The sequence below is a fragment of the Abiotrophia defectiva ATCC 49176 genome, assembly GCF_000160075.2.
GTDB lineage: Bacteria > Bacillota > Bacilli > Lactobacillales > Aerococcaceae > Abiotrophia > Abiotrophia defectiva.
In genome coordinates, this window is record NZ_KI535340.1 from 859,726 (window position 1) to 876,167 (window position 16,442).

The following is a 16,442-nucleotide window of genomic DNA, read 5'->3' on the forward strand; positions in this document are numbered from 1 at the left end:
GTTTCCTCCTTTGCTTTGAATATGAAATATCCTATACTAGTCGTCTTGGCGTAAGCTCAACTCAAGGTTAGCCAATTTTTGTTTGACTTCCTCTAATGATTTACGGCCAAGGTTACGTACTTTAATCATTTCTGCTTCTGATTTGTTAGTCAACTCTTGAATCGTGTTGATACCCGCGCGTTTCAAACAGTTGTATGAACGAACGGATAAGTCTAACTCTTCAATCGTCATGATTAACATTTTCTCTTTTTCAGCTTCTTCCTTCTCAACCATAATTTCAGTTTGACGCGCTTCATCGTTGAGGTTAACGAAGATATTCAAGTGCTCCGTTAAGATTTTAGCGGCTAAACTTAATGATTTTTCAGGACTAATTGAACCGTCGGTCCAAATATCTAAAGTTAATTTATCATAAACGTTCTTTTGCCCGATACGGGTGTTTTCGACTTGATAGTTTACCTTCTTAATTGGGGTATAGATCGAATCGATTGGTAAGACGCCGATTGGCATGTCTTCCCGTTTGTTGTGTTCACTCCGTACATAACCACGACCGTTGGCTACGTTGAGACGCATCTTCAATTCAGCGCCATCAGCCAGGGTGCAAATGTAGAGCTCAGGGTTGAGGATTTGCACATCGTTATCATGCATAATATCAGCTGCGGTCACAACTTTTGGACCGGTGACGTTTAATTCAATTACTTTTGACTCTTGAGTGTGAAGTTTCAATGCTAATTTCTTCAAGTTCAAGATAATCGTTGGAACATCTTCCACGATACCTTCAACTGTAGCAAATTCATGCAGTACTCCATCAATCTGGATGCTAGTAACAGCGGAACCAGGTAATGAAGATAATAAAATACGACGTAATGAATTTCCAAGGGTTGTTCCATATCCACGTTCAAGTGGTTCAACGACAATTTTACCAAATTTGGCATCGTCACTGACTTCAATCGTTTTAATTTCTGGCTTTTCAATTTCGATCATCGATTATATTCCCCTTTCAAAACGTTAGTCTTGGTAATAACGCGCTTCACAGTTGCTTGAGTCATCTAGATTATACGCGGCGACGTTTTGGAGGACGGCAACCGTTGTGAGGAATAGGGGTAACGTCGCGGATGGCGGTTACTTCTAAACCTGTAGCTTGCAATGAACGAATTGCTGACTCACGACCTGAACCTGGGCCTTTTACTGTTACTTCAACAGTCTTCATCCCGTGATCCATAGCACCTTTAGCAGCCACTTCTGAAGCCATTTGTGCAGCGAATGGGGTAGATTTCTTAGAACCACGGAAACCTAATGAACCTGCGGATGACCATGAAATAGCATTACCATTCACGTCAGTGATCATAACAATAGTGTTGTTGAATGTAGAGCGAATGTGTGCTACACCTTTCTCGACATTTTTTCTAACACGACGGCGACGACGTGCAACTTGTTTTTTCTTTGCCATGAAGTTTATACCTCCTTCATTCTATATTCGAGTATTATTTTTTACCAGTGACCATTTTCTTAGGTCCTTTACGTGTACGAGCGTTGTTCTTGGTGTTTTGACCACGAACTGGCAAGCCACGACGGTGACGTAAGCCACGGTAAGAACCGATTTCTTGGAGACGCTTGATGTTCAAGCTAATTTCACGACGTAAGTCCCCTTCAACTTTGAGGCCGTCAATGATTTCACGGATACGGTCGAGCTCATCGTTTGATAAGTCCTTAACGCGAGTGTCTTCAGAAACGTTTGCTTGTTTTAATACTTGTTGTGCAGTTTTCAAACCAATACCGTAGATGTATGTTAATGAGATTACTACACGTTTTTCACGCGGAATATCTACTCCAGCAATACGAGCCATTTATCTGGCACCTCCTTCTTATTAACCTTGACGTTGTTTATGTTTTGGATTTTCGCAAATTACCATCACATTGCCGTTGCGACGAATGATTTTACATTTTTCGCAAATTGGCTTTACAGATGCTCTAACTTTCATCTTAACTAATTCCCTCCTTAAATTCGAAACGGAACGGTTTACTTAAAGCGGTAGGTAATACGACCACGTGTCAAATCGTAAGGAGATAATTCAATCGTTACCTTATCTCCTGGTAAGATGCGGATGTAGTTCATCCGGATTTTACCTGAAACGTGAGCCAGTATTTCATGCCCATTCTCTAATTCAACCTTAAACATTGCATTTGGTAAAGTTTCAATGACTGTACCTTCAACTTCAATTACATCATCTTTAGCCATTCATACTTCCTCCTCTTACCAACTTACTGTTAGGCTATTGTGCCACTGAGGACAAAATCTGGCGGATATCTTCGTAGACCTTGTCGATGGCTTGTTGACCATCCACTCGGTAAAGAAGCCCACGTTCCTCATAATAATCCAGTATTGGTCGAATTGATTCCATTTGGAGATTGATACGATATGCAACTTTCTCAGGCTTGTCATCTTCACGTTGATAGAAATCACTGGCACCACAATTGTCACAGACCCCTTCAACCTTCGGTGGGTTGTAGAGTTTGTGGTAGGTTGCCCCACAGTTGCGGCAGATGATTCGGCCACTCAAGCGATCCTTGAGGACTTCTGGATCTACATCGATATAGATAACGGCATGGATTGGAGAGTTTAACTCCACCAAGTTTTGATCAAGCGCTTGAGCTTGTGCGCTTGTACGTGGGTAGCCATCCAACATGAAGCCTTGGGCTTTCACGTCGTCTTGGGCTAAACGTTCACGTACAATGGCGTTGGTCACTTCATCAGGAACTAGGTTCCCGTTGTCAGTGTAAGCCTTGGCTTGGAGCCCAAGTGGAGTTTCGTTCTGAATCGCAGCACGGAAAATGTCCCCAGTTGCAATATGTACGATTTGATAATCTTTTACTAGACGTTCACTCTGTGTCCCTTTACCGGCACCAGGCAAACCCATTAATAAAATATTCATCTTGTATCTTCCCTTTACTTCTATTTGACACATGATTATTGAATGAATCCTTGATAACGGCGTTTGATAACGCGCCCTTCGACCTGCTTAGCAGTCTCAATGGCAACCCCGACCACAATCAGCAAGCTGGTCCCGCTGAGTGAGATACGTGACGTTAAGTTCCAGAAGAACCCTGCCACAATCGGTAATACCGCAATCAAAGTCAAGTAAAGTGCGCCTACTCCGCTCAAGCGGTTGATTACTTTTGTTAAGTAAGTTTCGGTATCTTTCCCAGGACGAACGCTTGGGATGTACCCGCTCGACTTCTGCAAGTTCTCGGCAACTTTCTCCGGATTCACTTGAATCAATGAATAGAAATAAGTAAACGCAATTAATAGGACAGTGTAGAAGATTACACCGTAGACTGTTTGGTAGTCGAAGAGTTGTACCAGGAAGTCCATCCATGGATTAGTCCGATCGACTGTCACAAACGAGAATATCATCTGAGGCGTTGTAATGAACGAGCTAGCGAAAATTACTGGAATAACCCCAGCTGAGTTAATCTTAAGCGGGAGGTGAGCTGAGTAGCGCGCCCCTGACGCTTTCTTAGAATAATGGATTGGGATTCGCAATTGTGCCCGTTCCATTAAAACGATAATGACGATTAAGATGACAATGACCAAGATAATAGCTGCTAAAGCCAACATATTAGTCATAGCATGATCTCCACCATTTACCAGATGGCGTTGGAGATAACCCATCAATTCCTTAGGCACTTCTGCAACGATCCCGGCCATGATAATCATGGACAAGCCGTTACCGACACCGCTTCGGGTAATCATCTCACCCAACCAGACCAAGAACATGGAACCCGCTGTTAAGATGAGGGCAATCGTCAGGTAACGCGTTGTCGTCGGGTTGGCAATCAAGCCCAGACGCGCCATCCGGTTAAAACCGAGGGCGATACCGTAAGATTGCACTAAACCAAGGGCAATGGCAACATAAGTGGTCCATTGGTTGAGCTTACGACGCCCAACTTCCCCTTGCTTAGCCCATTCAGTAAACTTAGGCACGATGTCCATTTGTAATAACTGAATGATGATTGAGGCGGTAATGTATGGAGAAACCCCCATGGCGAAGAGCGAGAAGCGCTTCAAGGCCCCGCCACCGAAAGTGTTTAATAAGCCTAAGAGGCCGCTCTCAGCGAAAGTATTAATCGCTGAAACCCGAACCCCAGGTACAGGAATATGTGACCCTAATCGGAATACCGCAAAAACGAAGAGCGTGAAAAAGATGCGACGACGCGTATCTTTATCCGCAAATGCATTTTTAATGAAGGTAAACATTAGATCACCTCGATTGATCCACCAGCTGCAGTAATTGCTTGCTCTGCACCTTTAGAGAATTTGGCTGCTTGAACAGTTAATTTTCTTTCAAGTTGACCATTACCTAAGATTTTTACTCCTGATAATTCTTTCTTAACGACACCTGCTTCAACTAAGAGAGCTGGTGTAACTGTCGTACCGTCTTCGAAGCGGTTGAGAGCTTCCAAGTTAACGACTGCATATTCTTTACGGTTGATGTTGTTGAATCCACGTTTTGGTAAACGACGGAACAATTGAGTTTGTCCACCTTCGAAACCTAAACGTACGCCACCGCCAGAACGGGCTTTTTGACCTTTTTGACCGCGACCAGCAGTTTTACCGTTACCGGAACCTTGACCACGACCGACACGGTTACGTTCTTGACGTGAACCTTCAGCAGGTTTTAATGTATGAAGTTTCATTCCTGTGGCACCTCCTTGTATTAGTCTCTAATTTTTATGCTTCTTTTACTTCAACTAAGTGACTGATCGTATTGATCATCCCACGAACTGCTTCGTTGTCTGGTTTAACAACGGTCTTGTAAGTCTTAGTTAAACCTAAAGCCTTAGCAGTTTGGATTTGATTTTTAGGACGACCGATCAAGCTGCGTTTCAATTGGATTTGTAAGTTCGCCATTTGATTGTCCTCCTTAGCCTAAAATTTCTTCGACTGATTTGCCACGTAAAGCAGCAACTTCTTCAGCTACTTTCAATTGTTTCAAGCCTTCTACAGTCGCACGCACCATGTTGATTGGTGTGTTAGAACCAAGAGACTTACTTGTTACGTCAGCTACCCCTGCTAATTCCATTACGGCACGAACAGGACCACCTGCTGCAACCCCAGAACCGGCTGGTGCTGGTTTGATTAAGACACGACCACCACAGAATTCGCCAATTGCTTCGTGAGGAATTGTGGTTCCGGTCAATGGTACTTCGATTAAGTTTTTCTTCGCATCTTCGATAGCTTTACGGATTGCTTCTGGAACTTCTTGAGCTTTACCAGTACCAAAGCCAACGTGACCGTTCTTATCACCGACAACTACTAAAGCTGAGAAACGTAGACGACGTCCACCCTTAACAACTTTGGTAACACGGTTAATCGTCACAACGCGTTCTTCGATGTTTTCCAAGGTATTTGGATTGATGTGAACCATGAACTAGTATCCTCCTTCTATTAAAATTCTAGGCCGTTTTCACGAGCTGCTTCAGCCAAAGCTTTCACACGACCGTGATATAGGTACCCACCGCGGTCGAAGACAACTTTCTTGAAGCCTTTTGCTACCGCACGTTCAGCAACTAATTTACCTACAGCTGAAGCTTGTTCAACTTTGGTCCCTGTCACTGATTTGTCATTACTAGAGGCACTTGCAAGCGTCACACCCGCTACGTCATCAATTAATTGAGCGTAGATGTGCGTGTTGGAACGGAACACGTTCAAGCGTGGGCACTCAGCAGTACCAGAGATTTTGTTTCTTACGCGAGCATGTCTTTTACGACGTACTTTGTTTTTATCTGGTTTTGTAATCACAATTTTCACCTCTTTAAGTTTAATTTATAGGAGAAGATCAGGACCGGTCTATTACTTACCAGTCTTACCTTCTTTACGACGTACATATTCGTCAGTGTAACGAATCCCTTTACCTTTATATGGTTCTGGTGGACGTACGCCACGGATGTTGGCTGCTAATGCGCCGACTTTCTCTTTATCGTAACCTTCTACGATAATCTTAGTGTTAGAAGGAACTTCAAAGTTAGCACCTTCAACTGGTTCGAATTCAACTGGGTGAGAAAGACCCACGTTCAATACTAATTTGTTACCTTGTTTTTGAGCACGGTAACCGACCCCGATAAGGTCTAATTCTTTCTTGAAGCCATTCGCTACACCTTCAACCATGTTGCTGAAGACAGAACGCATAGTCCCGTGTAATGAACGGTTTTCTTTTGAATCATTTGGACGAGTGAAGACTACTTCATTCTCTTGAACTTCCAACGCAATGTTTGGGTGGAATTCACGTGTCAAAGTACCTTTAGGGCCTTTTACAGTCACTGTATGACCTTTTACTTCGACGGTTACGCCTGCTGGAATCACGACTGGTTTTTTACCGATACGACTCACAGGGCTGCACCTCCTCTTTCTTATTTCTAGTTATCTTAATTATGAGTAGATTAGATTACCAAACGTAAGCTAATACTTCGCCACCGACACCAGCTTGACGAGCTTGTTTGTCAGTCACAACACCGTTAGAAGTTGAGATGATGGCGATCCCTAAGCCGTTTAATACCTTAGGTAGGTCTTCTGATTTGGTGTAGATACGCAAACCAGGTTTTGAAATACGCTTGATGCCAGTGATAACTTTTTCGTTGTTACGGCCGTACTTCAAGAAGATGGTGATTTCACCTTGTTTGTCGTCTTCTGCGACTTCATAGTTTTTGATGAAACCTTCTTGTTTCAAGATTTCAGCAATCGCTACTTTGATTTTTGAAGATGGTGCTGATACAGTCTTGTGACCTACGCTGTTAGCGTTACGGATACGAGTTAAGAAATCAGCAATTGGATCTGTCATAACCATATTGTATTTACCTCCTCTTTGTTCAGTATGGATTACCAGCTGGCTTTCTTCACGCCAGGGATTTGTCCTTTGTAAGCAAGTTCGCGGAAGCAAATACGGCAAAGTTTGAATTTACGATATACGGAGTGTGGACGTCCGCAACGCTCGCAGCGCGTATACTCTTGAACTTTGAATTTAGGTGACCGCTTGTTTTTTGCAATCATTGATTTTTTAGCCAATGTTCATTCGCCTCCTTGTCTTATTTTTGGAAAGGCATGCCTAATTCTTTAAGTAAAGCATGTGCCTCTTCGTCAGATTTCGCAGTTGTGACGATAACGATGTCCATCCCGCGGACTTTATCAACGTTATCATAGTTCACTTCAGGGAAGATAAGTTGTTCTTTGATCCCTAAGGTGTAGTTCCCGCGGCCATCGAAGGCTTTGTTGCTGACACCGTGGAAGTCACGAACACGTGGTAAAGATACAGTGACTAACTTGTCTAAGAAGTCGTACATACGCGCACCACGTAGGGTCACTTTACACCCGATTGGCATACCTTCACGGAGACGGAAGCCCGCGATGGATTTCTTAGCTTTGGTAATCACTGGCTTTTGACCAGATAATAAAGTGAGTTCGTCAACAGCTTTTTCTAAGTTCTTAGCGTTAGCTACTGCGTCACCCACACCCATGTTGATGACGATCTTTTCAACTTTAGGCACTTGCATAACAGAAGTGTAGTTGAATTGTTCGATCAATTTTTTAGTTACTTCGTTTGAGTATTTAGCTTTTAAACGATTTTCCATGTAGTGTTAATCCTCCTCTCGCTATTGATTAGATGGTTTCGTTAGATTTCTTCGCGAAACGGACTTTCTTGCCGTCTTCGAAACGATAACCCACACGTGTTGCTTCCCCTGATTTAGGATCAACGAGTTTAACGTTAGACACGTGGATTGGTGCTGGGAATTCTTCGATCCCGCCTTGACCTGCTTGAGAAGGTTTAACGTGCTTCTTGGCAATGTTCAAGCCTTCTACGACTACGCGGTCTTCTTTTGGTAAAGTACGTAAAACTGTTCCTGTTTTACCTTTATCTTTACCTGCAATTACTTTAACTGTATCGCCTTTTTTGATACGCATGAATAGTTTCCTCCTTCGTTAATATTTCTTATAAAACTTCTGGAGCTAATGAAACAATCTTCATGTAGTTGTTATCACGCAATTCACGTGCAACTGGTCCAAAGATACGCGTACCACGAGGGCTCTTATCGTCACGGATGATGACGCAAGCATTTTCGTCAAACTTGATATAAGAACCATCTTTACGGCGAGCTCCTGATTTAGAACGTACGATTACTGCTTTTACGACGTCACCTTTTTTAACAACTCCACCTGGCGTTGCTTGTTTAACCGTTGCAACGATCACATCCCCGATGTTAGCAGTTTTGCGGTTTGAACCACCTAATACACGGATTGTTAACACTTCACGTGCGCCAGAGTTGTCAGCAACTTTTAATCGACTTTCTGTTTGAATCATTTCGATGTCCTCCTTCCGAGATATACTTGGTTAATTAGATAATGACTGCTTCTTCAACAATCTCTAATAAACGGAAGCGTTTCGTAGCTGATAATGGACGAGTTTCCATAATGCGCACGATGTCGCCTTCTTTTGCACGGTTTTCTTCATCATGTGCTTTATATTTCTTAGAATATTTAACGCGTTTACCGTATTTAGGGTGAGTCTTACGAGTTTCGACTAAAACCGTGATGGTTTTGTCCATTTTGTCGCTCACGACACGACCTTGGTAAACTTTACGTTGGTTGCGTTCTGTCGTCATTGATGTTAGCCTCCTTTGCTGGTTTATTTAGACAATTCTTGCTCGCGTAAAGCAGTTTTGATACGTGCGATAGATTTACGTACAGTGCGTAAACGTGCTGTATCTTCTAATTGTCCTGTTGCTAATTGGAATCGAAGGTTGAAGAGTTCTTTCTTCAACTCAGCTTCACGTTCAAGCAACTCAGCAGTGGATAACCCTTTGATTAACGCTTTAAATTCATTAGTTTTCATTCGATTCACCACCATATTCTTCACGTTTTACGAACTTGGTCTTAACTGGTAGTTTATGCGATGCTAAACGTAATGCTTCACGTGCGATTTCTTCAGATACACCCGCTACTTCAAACATAATCTTGCCACGCTTAACTGGTGCTACCCAACCTTCAGGTGCCCCTTTACCAGAACCCATACGAACCCCGATAGCTTTTGCAGTATATGATTTGTGAGGGAAGATTTTAATCCATACTTTCCCACCACGTTTCATATAACGAGTCATCGCAATACGGGCTGCTTCGATTTGACGGTTTGTGATCCAGTGAGATTCAGTAGCTCGTAAGCCGTATTCACCGAAATCAACTTGTTTACCACCTTTAGCTTCTCCGCGCATTTTACCACGGAATTCACGACGGTGTTTTACACGTTTTGGTACTAACATTGATTAGTTCCCTCCTTTCTCAGAGTTTTTCTTTTGTGGCAATACTTGGCCACGGCAGATCCAAACTTTAACTCCTAACTTACCGTAAGTAGTGTCCGCTTCTTCCCATGCGTAGTCGATGTCGCTACGTAAGGTATGGAGTGGCACAGTACCTTCAGAGTATGCTTCGCTACGCGCAATATCTGCACCGTTCAAACGGCCTGATACCATGGTTTTGATCCCTTGAGCGCCAGCTTTCATAGTACGTTGGATAGCTTGCTTTTGAGCACGGCGGAAAGCCACACGGTTTTCTAATTGACGTGCGATATCTTCAGCAACCAATTTAGCGTCTAAGCTTGGTTCTTTGATTTCTACAACGTTAATAAAGACTTTCTTGCCGGTTAATTTGCTTAATTCCGCACGGACTGCATCGATTTCGGAACCACCTTTACCGATGACCATACCTGGCTTAGCAGTGTGAACAGATACAATCACACGGTTAGCAGCACGTTCGATTTGGATGTTAGAAACTGATGCTTCTTTTAATTTCTTGTATAAGAATTTGCGGATAGCTAAATCTTCGTGTAAGTATTCAGCAAAGTTCTTGTCTGCATACCATTTAGCGTCCCAGTCGCGGATGACGCCGACACGCATACCAATTGGATGTACTTTTTGACCCATTGATTAAGCCTCCTCTTTCTCAGATACCACAACAGTGATGTGGCTTGTACGTTTGTTGATTGGTGAAGCTGAACCTTTCGCACGTGGGCGGAACCGTTTCATGGTTGGGCCTTCGTTAGCGAATGCTTCACTCACGTATAAGTTTTCCAAGTCAAGATCGTAGTTGTGGTCCGCGTTAGCGATCGCAGACATCAACACTTTCTCAACGATTGGGGCACCTGCTTTAGGTGTGAATTTTAAGATGGCAATTGCTTCGCCAACTTTTTTACCTCGGATAAGATCTAAGACTAAGCGAACTTTACGAGGCGCAATGCGAACTGTTCTTGCAACTGCTTTTGCAGATGTAACTTGGTTAGACATCTTGTTTTCCTCCTATAAATTAGCGTTTCTTAGATTTCTTGTCGTCAGCTGCGTGACCTTTATAAGTACGAGTTGGTACGAATTCACCTAATTTGTGACCTACCATATCTTCTTGAACATATACAGGCACGTGCTTGCGGCCATCATAAACGGCAATGGTTAAACCAATGAAGTTAGGGAAGATGGTTGAACGACGTGACCAGGTTTTAATAACTTGTTTCTTTGTGCTTTCTGCTTGCTCTTCCACTTTTTTCATTAAGTGCGCATCACAGAAAGGTCCTTTTTTCAAACTACGACTCACAATGAAGCCTCCCTTCGATTATTTGTTACCGGCGCCTATTATTTTTTACGGCCGCGGATGATTAACTTGCTAGATTTAGCTTTCTTAGAGCGGGTTTTCTTACCAAGTGTTGGTTTACCCCATGGAGACATCGGAGATTTACGCCCGATTGGTGCACGACCTTCACCACCACCGTGTGGGTGATCGTTAGGGTTCATTACGGAACCACGAACTTCAGGACGTTTGCTCATCCAACGTGCACGACCGGCTTTACCGATGTTTACTAATTCGTGTTGTTCGTTACCAACAACCCCGATAGTTGCACGGCAAGTTGATAAGATCATACGAACTTCACCAGAGTTCAAACGAACTAAAGTGTATTTACCTTCGTGACCCAATACTTGAGCACTAGTACCAGCAGAACGGATTAATTGACCGCCTTTGCCTGGTTTTAATTCGATGTTGTGGATTACAGTACCTTCAGGGATGTTTGCTAATGGCAATGCGTTCCCGATTTGGATGTCGGCATGTTCACCAGATTCAATTTTTTGGCCTACCTTCAAGCCTTTTGGTGCCAAGATGTAAGTCTTGATCCCGTCTTCGTAGTGTACCAACGCGATGTTAGCGGTACGGTTTGGATCGTACTCGATTGTTGCGATAGTCCCTACTACGTTGTCTTTGTTACGTTTGAAATCGATGATACGGTAAGCGCGTTTGTTACCGCCACCTTGATGACGAACAGTGATTTTACCTTGGTTGTTACGGCCGGCTTTTTGTTTTTGTGAAGATAACAATGTCTTCTCTGGTTTTGATGCAGTGATTTCGCTGAAATCATAACCAGTCATGTTACGACGACCGTTAGAGGTTGGTTTGTACTTTTTAATCGCCACTCTTATTCCCTCCTACTTACTCATTTTATAGGTGATTATTCAGCTTCGTTAGCGAATAATTCGATGTCTTTTGATTCAGCAGTCAAGGTTACGACTGCTTTCTTGTACTTACGAGTGAAACCAGCGTAACGGCCCATGCGTTTTGCTTTACCGTCAACGTTGATCGTGTTAACTTTCTTAACTTTAACCCCTTCAAACATTGCTTCAACCGCTTGTTTGATGTGAGTTTTGTTAGCACGACGGTCTACTTCGAACGTGTATTTTTTCTCGTCTAAACCAGCAACTGATTGTTCAGTGATGACTGGGCGTAATACTACTTCTGATAATTGCATTATGCTAAAGCCTCCTCTACGGTTGAAAGTGCTGCTTTAGTGATGACAAGTGTGTCGTAGTTTACAACGTCTAATACGTTCACGTTGCCTTCGTCGATCACTTTCACGTTAGCTAAGTTACGTGCTGAGAAGTAAGCGTTGGCGTTAGTCCCTTCTAATACTAAGAGAGTTTTCGCATCTACTTTAAGGTTGTTCAATACTGACTTGAATTCCTTAGTTGATGGAGCTGCAAAGCTGAGTTCATCAACAACTACTAACTTGCCTTCTAATACTTTCTGAGATAATACAGATTGTAACGCTAAGCGGCGTACTTTCTTTGGTAATTTATAACTGTATGAACGAGGTGTTGGACCAAATACGGTACCCCCACCAACCCATTGTGGTGAACGGATAGAACCTTGACGTGCACGGCCAGTCCCTTTTTGTCTCCATGGCTTACGGCCACCACCGCGTACTGCGGAACGGTTCTTCACCGCGTGAGTCCCTTGACGTAAAGATGCACGTTGCATGATTACTGCGTCGAAGATTACGTCTTCGTTAGGTTCAACCCCAAATACAGCTGCATTCAATTCGATTTCGCCGATTTGTGAACCGTCTTGTTTAAATAAACTTACTTTTGTCATTTACTCGTTCCTCCTTCCTCGAATTATTTAACTGTTTTAATTGCTTGTTTGATTTCAACGAGTGATTTCTTGGCACCTGGGACATTACCCTTGATCAAGATTACGTTGTTTTCTACGTCAACCGCTACAACTTCCAAGTTTTGGATGGTTACGCGTTCGCCACCGGTTTGACCTGGAAGGCCTTTACCCTTGAAGACGCGTGATGGGAACGAAGCCCCACCCATCGAACCTGGACGACGGTGGTAACGAGAACCGTGAGCCATTGGACCACGTGATTGGCCATGACGCTTGATTGCACCTTGGAATCCTTTACCCTTGGATGTACCCGTCACATCGACGATGTCGCCAGCTGCGAAAGTTTCCACTGTGATTTCTTGTCCTACTTGATATTCTCCAAGCTCAACTTCGCGGAACTCGCGAATGAAGCGCTTAGGAGTAGCATTTGCTTTTGCTACATGACCTTTAGCAGGTTTGTTTGACAATACTTCACGCAAGTCTTGGAAACCTAATTGAACCGCTTCGTAGCCATCGTTTTCCATGGTTTTAACTTGTAATACCACGTTTGGAGTAGCTTCGATAACAGTTACAGGTACCAATTCACCGTTCTCAGTGAAGAATTGAGTCATCCCTACTTTTTTACCTAAGATTCCTTTGGTCATGAGTACACCTCCATTTTTCTAAAATTATAATTTGATTTCTACGTCTACACCGCTAGGTAAGTCTAATTTCATCAAAGCATCAACTGTTTTGTTAGTTGGTTCTAAGATGTCGATTAAACGTTTGTGTGTACGCATTTCGAATTGTTCGCGAGAGTCTTTGTATTTGTGAGTCGCACGAATCACGGTATATAAAGAACGCTCAGTTGGCAGTGGGATTGGCCCCGCTGTCTTCGCTCCTGTTCTTTGTGCTGATTCTACGATTTTGCTTGCTGCTAAATCCAATGCACGATGCTCGTAAGCCTTCAAGCGAATCCGAATTTTTTTGTTTGCCATTTAGATTTCCTCCTTCGTCAATTTTGATAAAATGACTTGCTCCACAAGAATTTCCAACCTCACCCGCCCGTGGCAAAGCGTCCGGGTGTGTCGCAACCTCTCGCTTCATAGCTGTCTTCCCCGCTTCTAAGAGGGGGCATGTCCTGCGATGGGCACACTGGTACCCATTAAGGCACAATCATTATTATAGCGTAGGAATACTTGTAAATCAAGGCTTTTCTCAAGTTTTTTTGGCCTTTTTGCATGTTTTCGTTTTCATGTCGGATGATGACGATTTCCCTGTTACCCGGCCGATAATAATTCACCTTTTAGGTGATGTTTTGGCCGATTTTTGGGCCTTTTAGACACAAAAATAGCCAAGGCCCTCTCAGGAGCACTTGGCTAAAAAAATAATGGCTATTGCGCAAAATCTACGTCGATGGCCTTAGTCAGGACATCGCAGTAGCTATAGGAGACACACCCTAGGGTGTTGGCCTCTTGCTCTAAATCAACAACGAAGACAGAACGATAGGTTTCTTTCAGGACGCCTCGGCGCGTACGCTTCTTATTACGACCGAGTTGGACGGTGATAATAATTTTTTCGCCGATGTTTTGATCCATGAGGGATTTAATCTCGGCAATTTCTTTTGGCATAAGCCTCACCTCTTTCCTACTATTATAGCACAGTTAGGTATACTAACCTAGGAAAGGTCGGCAACTTATCCTGAAAAAACTGACAACGTTCGCCTTTTGCTAACTTCTAGCCTTTTGCCTTATGAGCCTCAAAGGCAGCCTCTAAGTCCGCGAACTCCATGAGGCTGAGACTTTCAGCCCGGCGGTTAGGCTCGATGCCCGCCTGGTCGAAGACCTGGCGCAAGCTGTCTTCACTAAGAAGGTCTGGCACATAAGCTGACTTGAGGTTATTCCATAAGGTCTTGCGACGTTGCTTGAAGCCCGCTTGGACAAAGGCCTGAAAGGCTTCCTTATCGCTGACTTGAACCAAGGGTGCTGGTCGGCGAGTTAGCTTGAGCACAGCAGAATCCACATTTGGTTTAGGGATAAAGACATTCTTAGGCACAATGAAGGCAATCTCGCTCTCCATCTCCAATTGAATGGCTACAGACAGGGAACCATAGGCCTTGGTGCCCACCGCCGCTGTCATCCGCTCTGCGACTTCCTTTTGCATCATCATCACTAGCGACTGGAAGGGCAGATTGCTCTCAATCAGGCGCATGATGATAGGCGTGGTTATATAATAGGGAAGATTTGCCACTACGACCAGTCGGGACTGATCTTGCAGCCAGGCATATTCGGGGCTAGAGAAATCCACAGACAAGATATCTTGGTGGACCACTTGGACATTATCACAGTCTGCTAGGGTTTCCTGCAGGATGCCCACAAAACGCTGATCAATCTCGAAGGCCAAGACCTGCTTGGCATGGTGAGCCAGGTATTGGGTCAGAGCGCCAATCCCAGGACCAATCTCGATGACTGTGGTATCTGCATCGACTTGGCCAGCTTCAATCATCTTCTCTAACATCCGGGGCTCGATTAGAAAGTTCTGACCCAGACTCTTTTTCATTTGAATATCGAAGCGACGCATAATCTCAACAGTACGGGTCGGCGTCGCAATCGGCCGGAAATCTCTCATTCTCGGGTCCCTCCTTGGGCTTGATCCAGGGCTTGAATGAATTCACCCAAGCTAGCCTGGTCGATGCCATAGCGTTGCAGTTGACGCTGCAATTGCTTGGCGTTGGTATAGCCTAAATTAAAGTGCTGACTGACAGCCTGTCGGCGCTCCTTGGCGCCCGGGCCTGCGGTTAGTCCCCACTGGGCCAGGCTGCCCATGGGAATTAAGGCCACTAAGTCCCCCTCAACAGGGGTCATGACCTGACTTAGGGCTTGGCGAATTTCTTGGGGACTAGCATGTTCCACCCCTAGACTCTTGCCTTGGCCACCAAAGGCTGCCGCCCGGCTAATATGGGCTTGCTTAGCACTTGGCACCGCCTGGGTCACCAGACGTCTCAGACGCTCCCCTTGGTAATCAGGATCTGTTAGGACAATAATGCCATGAGTCCTAGCTGCTTCTACAATTTGTGCCAAGACTGGCGCTTCTAGCGCCGAGCCACCCGTCTCAATGGTTTTAACCGTTGGGCCAAAGGTCTCAATCAGGCGTTTAGTATCATCGCGTCCTTCGACCACTATGATCTCTTGAGGCATAGCTTGACTCATTGGTCCCACCCCTCAGGCCGCCACCGGAAGAGACGGCAGGCATTGCCCGTCGTCAATTTGGCCAGCTCTTCCAGACTCATGTCTCGCACCTGGGCCAGACATTCCGCCACATAGCGAACATAGGCTGGTTCATTTTGCTTACCACGCTTAGGCACGGGCGCCAAATAAGGCGCATCGGTCTCCACCAAGAGACGCTCGGCAGGTACTAAGGCCGCCGCTTGACGGACTGCCTCGGATTTCTTAAAGGTCAAGACCCCACTGAAGCTAATATGCATGCCCAGGTCTACAAAACGCATGGCTTCTTCAGCTGTCCCGCCAAAGCTATGCATTATGCCCCCCGCAGCCGGCAAGCCTTCTTGCTTGAGTATGCGATAGGTGTCTTCGGTTGCCTCACGGTTATGAATGGTAATAGGCAGGCCATGTGACTTGGCAATGGCAATCTGGCGCCGAAAGACCTGGGCCTGCACATCACGAGGGGCAGTATCCCAATAGTAGTCTAAGCCAATCTCGCCTAGCATCTTAACCTTAGGCAATTCTAGCTGTTCCTCCAGGCGACGCTCCACCTGGTCATTGTAGGTGTGGGCCTCAGTCGGGTGCCAACCCACCACCGAAATAATGTTATCGTAGGCCGCACTTAAGGCCAAACTACGCTCAATGGTGGGATCATCAAATCCCACCACTGCTAGATAGCCCACGTCCGCCGCTAGGGCTCGGGCAATATAATCTGCCTCCTGGCCCGCAAATTGCTGGGCGTTCAAGTGCGTGTGCGTATCAAATAAAGGCATCTT

32 protein-coding genes are annotated in these 16,442 nt (G+C 44.7%); all 32 read right to left on the reverse strand.

Translation table 11 applies throughout. The features are described from left to right. Positions 1-36: 36 nt before the first annotated feature. Positions 37-981, reverse strand: a complete 945-nt coding sequence (locus GCWU000182_RS03885) for a DNA-directed RNA polymerase subunit alpha (protein WP_023391460.1) — start codon at positions 979-981, stop codon at positions 37-39. A 70-nt stretch (positions 982-1,051) separates the two neighbouring features. Then, entirely contained in the window at positions 1,052-1,447 is a 396-nt protein-coding gene (gene rpsK / locus GCWU000182_RS03890) for a 30S ribosomal protein S11 (protein ID WP_023391461.1), read from the reverse strand. A gap of 34 nt (positions 1,448-1,481) precedes the next feature. Then, entirely contained in the window at positions 1,482-1,844 is a 363-nt protein-coding gene (gene rpsM, locus GCWU000182_RS03895) for a 30S ribosomal protein S13 (protein WP_023391462.1), read from the reverse strand. 21 nt (positions 1,845-1,865) lie between these two features. Further along, on the reverse strand, positions 1,866-1,979 hold the full coding sequence (rpmJ, locus tag GCWU000182_RS09775; protein WP_083316295.1) for a 50S ribosomal protein L36: 114 nt from the start codon (positions 1,977-1,979) through the stop codon (positions 1,866-1,868). Positions 1,980-2,017: 38 nt separating this feature from the next. Next, positions 2,018-2,236 (reverse strand): translation initiation factor IF-1, encoded by a 219-nt coding sequence (gene infA, locus GCWU000182_RS03900; protein WP_023391463.1) that lies wholly within the window; start codon positions 2,234-2,236, stop codon positions 2,018-2,020. A gap of 34 nt (positions 2,237-2,270) precedes the next feature. Then, a complete protein-coding gene (locus GCWU000182_RS03905) occupies positions 2,271-2,930 on the reverse strand; it encodes an adenylate kinase (RefSeq protein ID WP_035364040.1) in 660 nt (219 codons plus the stop codon). Between the two features lie 35 nt (positions 2,931-2,965). Further along, positions 2,966-4,255, reverse strand: coding sequence for a preprotein translocase subunit SecY (gene secY, locus GCWU000182_RS03910; protein ID WP_023391465.1), 1,290 nt, complete (start codon positions 4,253-4,255; stop codon positions 2,966-2,968). Further along, on the reverse strand, positions 4,255-4,695 hold the full coding sequence (gene rplO / locus GCWU000182_RS03915) for a 50S ribosomal protein L15 (RefSeq protein WP_023391466.1): 441 nt from the start codon (positions 4,693-4,695) through the stop codon (positions 4,255-4,257). Before rplO ends, secY begins: the two co-directional genes overlap by 1 nt. Before the next feature lie 34 nt (positions 4,696-4,729). Next, positions 4,730-4,909, reverse strand: coding sequence for a 50S ribosomal protein L30 (gene rpmD, locus GCWU000182_RS03920; RefSeq protein ID WP_023391467.1), 180 nt, complete (start codon positions 4,907-4,909; stop codon positions 4,730-4,732). A gap of 13 nt (positions 4,910-4,922) precedes the next feature. After that, positions 4,923-5,426 (reverse strand): 30S ribosomal protein S5, encoded by a 504-nt coding sequence (gene rpsE / locus GCWU000182_RS03925; RefSeq protein WP_023391468.1) that lies wholly within the window; start codon positions 5,424-5,426, stop codon positions 4,923-4,925. A gap of 20 nt (positions 5,427-5,446) precedes the next feature. Beyond that, positions 5,447-5,809 carry a 50S ribosomal protein L18 gene (gene rplR, locus GCWU000182_RS03930; protein WP_023391469.1) on the reverse strand — a complete coding sequence of 121 codons (363 nt, stop codon included), beginning with the start codon at positions 5,807-5,809 and terminating at the stop codon, positions 5,447-5,449. Between the two features lie 42 nt (positions 5,810-5,851). Beyond that, positions 5,852-6,388, reverse strand: coding sequence for a 50S ribosomal protein L6 (gene rplF, locus GCWU000182_RS03935; RefSeq protein ID WP_023391470.1), 537 nt, complete (start codon positions 6,386-6,388; stop codon positions 5,852-5,854). A 55-nt stretch (positions 6,389-6,443) separates the two neighbouring features. Further along, positions 6,444-6,842 carry a 30S ribosomal protein S8 gene (gene rpsH, locus GCWU000182_RS03940; RefSeq protein WP_023391471.1) on the reverse strand — a complete coding sequence of 133 codons (399 nt, stop codon included), beginning with the start codon at positions 6,840-6,842 and terminating at the stop codon, positions 6,444-6,446. Positions 6,843-6,874: 32 nt separating this feature from the next. Further along, positions 6,875-7,060 (reverse strand): type Z 30S ribosomal protein S14, encoded by a 186-nt coding sequence (locus GCWU000182_RS09780; protein ID WP_083316294.1) that lies wholly within the window; start codon positions 7,058-7,060, stop codon positions 6,875-6,877. A 20-nt stretch (positions 7,061-7,080) separates the two neighbouring features. Next, positions 7,081-7,623 carry a 50S ribosomal protein L5 gene (rplE, locus tag GCWU000182_RS03945; RefSeq protein WP_023391472.1) on the reverse strand — a complete coding sequence of 181 codons (543 nt, stop codon included), beginning with the start codon at positions 7,621-7,623 and terminating at the stop codon, positions 7,081-7,083. Between the two features lie 28 nt (positions 7,624-7,651). Further along, a complete protein-coding gene (rplX, locus tag GCWU000182_RS03950; RefSeq protein WP_023391473.1) occupies positions 7,652-7,954 on the reverse strand; it encodes a 50S ribosomal protein L24 in 303 nt (100 codons plus the stop codon). Between the two features lie 28 nt (positions 7,955-7,982). Further along, positions 7,983-8,351 (reverse strand): 50S ribosomal protein L14, encoded by a 369-nt coding sequence (rplN, locus tag GCWU000182_RS03955; protein WP_023391474.1) that lies wholly within the window; start codon positions 8,349-8,351, stop codon positions 7,983-7,985. Positions 8,352-8,385: 34 nt separating this feature from the next. Beyond that, entirely contained in the window at positions 8,386-8,652 is a 267-nt protein-coding gene (gene rpsQ, locus GCWU000182_RS03960; RefSeq protein ID WP_023391475.1) for a 30S ribosomal protein S17, read from the reverse strand. A gap of 23 nt (positions 8,653-8,675) precedes the next feature. After that, positions 8,676-8,882 carry a 50S ribosomal protein L29 gene (gene rpmC, locus GCWU000182_RS03965; RefSeq protein WP_023391476.1) on the reverse strand — a complete coding sequence of 69 codons (207 nt, stop codon included), beginning with the start codon at positions 8,880-8,882 and terminating at the stop codon, positions 8,676-8,678. Next, positions 8,872-9,306, reverse strand: coding sequence for a 50S ribosomal protein L16 (rplP, locus tag GCWU000182_RS03970; RefSeq protein WP_023391477.1), 435 nt, complete (start codon positions 9,304-9,306; stop codon positions 8,872-8,874). Before rplP ends, rpmC begins: the two co-directional genes overlap by 11 nt. Positions 9,307-9,309: 3 nt before the next feature. Next, a complete protein-coding gene (rpsC, locus tag GCWU000182_RS03975) occupies positions 9,310-9,966 on the reverse strand; it encodes a 30S ribosomal protein S3 (protein WP_023391478.1) in 657 nt (218 codons plus the stop codon). Positions 9,967-9,969: 3 nt separating this feature from the next. Continuing rightward, positions 9,970-10,326, reverse strand: a complete 357-nt coding sequence (gene rplV / locus GCWU000182_RS03980; protein ID WP_023391479.1) for a 50S ribosomal protein L22 — start codon at positions 10,324-10,326, stop codon at positions 9,970-9,972. 19 nt (positions 10,327-10,345) lie between these two features. Then, positions 10,346-10,627, reverse strand: coding sequence for a 30S ribosomal protein S19 (gene rpsS, locus GCWU000182_RS03985; protein WP_035364047.1), 282 nt, complete (start codon positions 10,625-10,627; stop codon positions 10,346-10,348). 38 nt (positions 10,628-10,665) lie between these two features. Next, on the reverse strand, positions 10,666-11,496 hold the full coding sequence (gene rplB, locus GCWU000182_RS03990) for a 50S ribosomal protein L2 (RefSeq protein ID WP_035364049.1): 831 nt from the start codon (positions 11,494-11,496) through the stop codon (positions 10,666-10,668). 35 nt (positions 11,497-11,531) lie between these two features. After that, positions 11,532-11,828 (reverse strand): 50S ribosomal protein L23, encoded by a 297-nt coding sequence (gene rplW / locus GCWU000182_RS03995; RefSeq protein ID WP_023391482.1) that lies wholly within the window; start codon positions 11,826-11,828, stop codon positions 11,532-11,534. Beyond that, positions 11,828-12,451 (reverse strand): 50S ribosomal protein L4, encoded by a 624-nt coding sequence (gene rplD / locus GCWU000182_RS04000; RefSeq protein ID WP_023391483.1) that lies wholly within the window; start codon positions 12,449-12,451, stop codon positions 11,828-11,830. Before rplD ends, rplW begins: the two co-directional genes overlap by 1 nt. A 23-nt stretch (positions 12,452-12,474) precedes the next feature. Then, positions 12,475-13,110, reverse strand: a complete 636-nt coding sequence (gene rplC, locus GCWU000182_RS04005; protein WP_023391484.1) for a 50S ribosomal protein L3 — start codon at positions 13,108-13,110, stop codon at positions 12,475-12,477. 24 nt (positions 13,111-13,134) lie between these two features. Continuing rightward, positions 13,135-13,443, reverse strand: coding sequence for a 30S ribosomal protein S10 (gene rpsJ / locus GCWU000182_RS04010; protein WP_023391485.1), 309 nt, complete (start codon positions 13,441-13,443; stop codon positions 13,135-13,137). A 396-nt stretch (positions 13,444-13,839) separates the two neighbouring features. Further along, entirely contained in the window at positions 13,840-14,076 is a 237-nt protein-coding gene (locus tag GCWU000182_RS04015) for a Veg family protein (protein WP_023391487.1), read from the reverse strand. 106 nt (positions 14,077-14,182) lie between these two features. Then, positions 14,183-15,073: a 16S rRNA (adenine(1518)-N(6)/adenine(1519)-N(6))-dimethyltransferase RsmA gene (rsmA, locus tag GCWU000182_RS04020; RefSeq protein WP_023391488.1), complete on the reverse strand. Its 891-nt coding sequence runs from the start codon at positions 15,071-15,073 to the stop codon at positions 14,183-14,185. After that, a complete protein-coding gene (gene rnmV / locus GCWU000182_RS04025; RefSeq protein ID WP_023391489.1) occupies positions 15,070-15,654 on the reverse strand; it encodes a ribonuclease M5 in 585 nt (194 codons plus the stop codon). Before rnmV ends, rsmA begins: the two co-directional genes overlap by 4 nt. Continuing rightward, the gene (locus tag GCWU000182_RS04030; protein WP_035364051.1) at positions 15,651-16,439 is read right to left on the reverse strand and encodes a TatD family hydrolase; all 789 of its coding nucleotides are present in this window, start codon (positions 16,437-16,439) and stop codon (positions 15,651-15,653) included. Before GCWU000182_RS04030 ends, rnmV begins: the two co-directional genes overlap by 4 nt. Positions 16,440-16,442 lie beyond the last annotated feature (3 nt).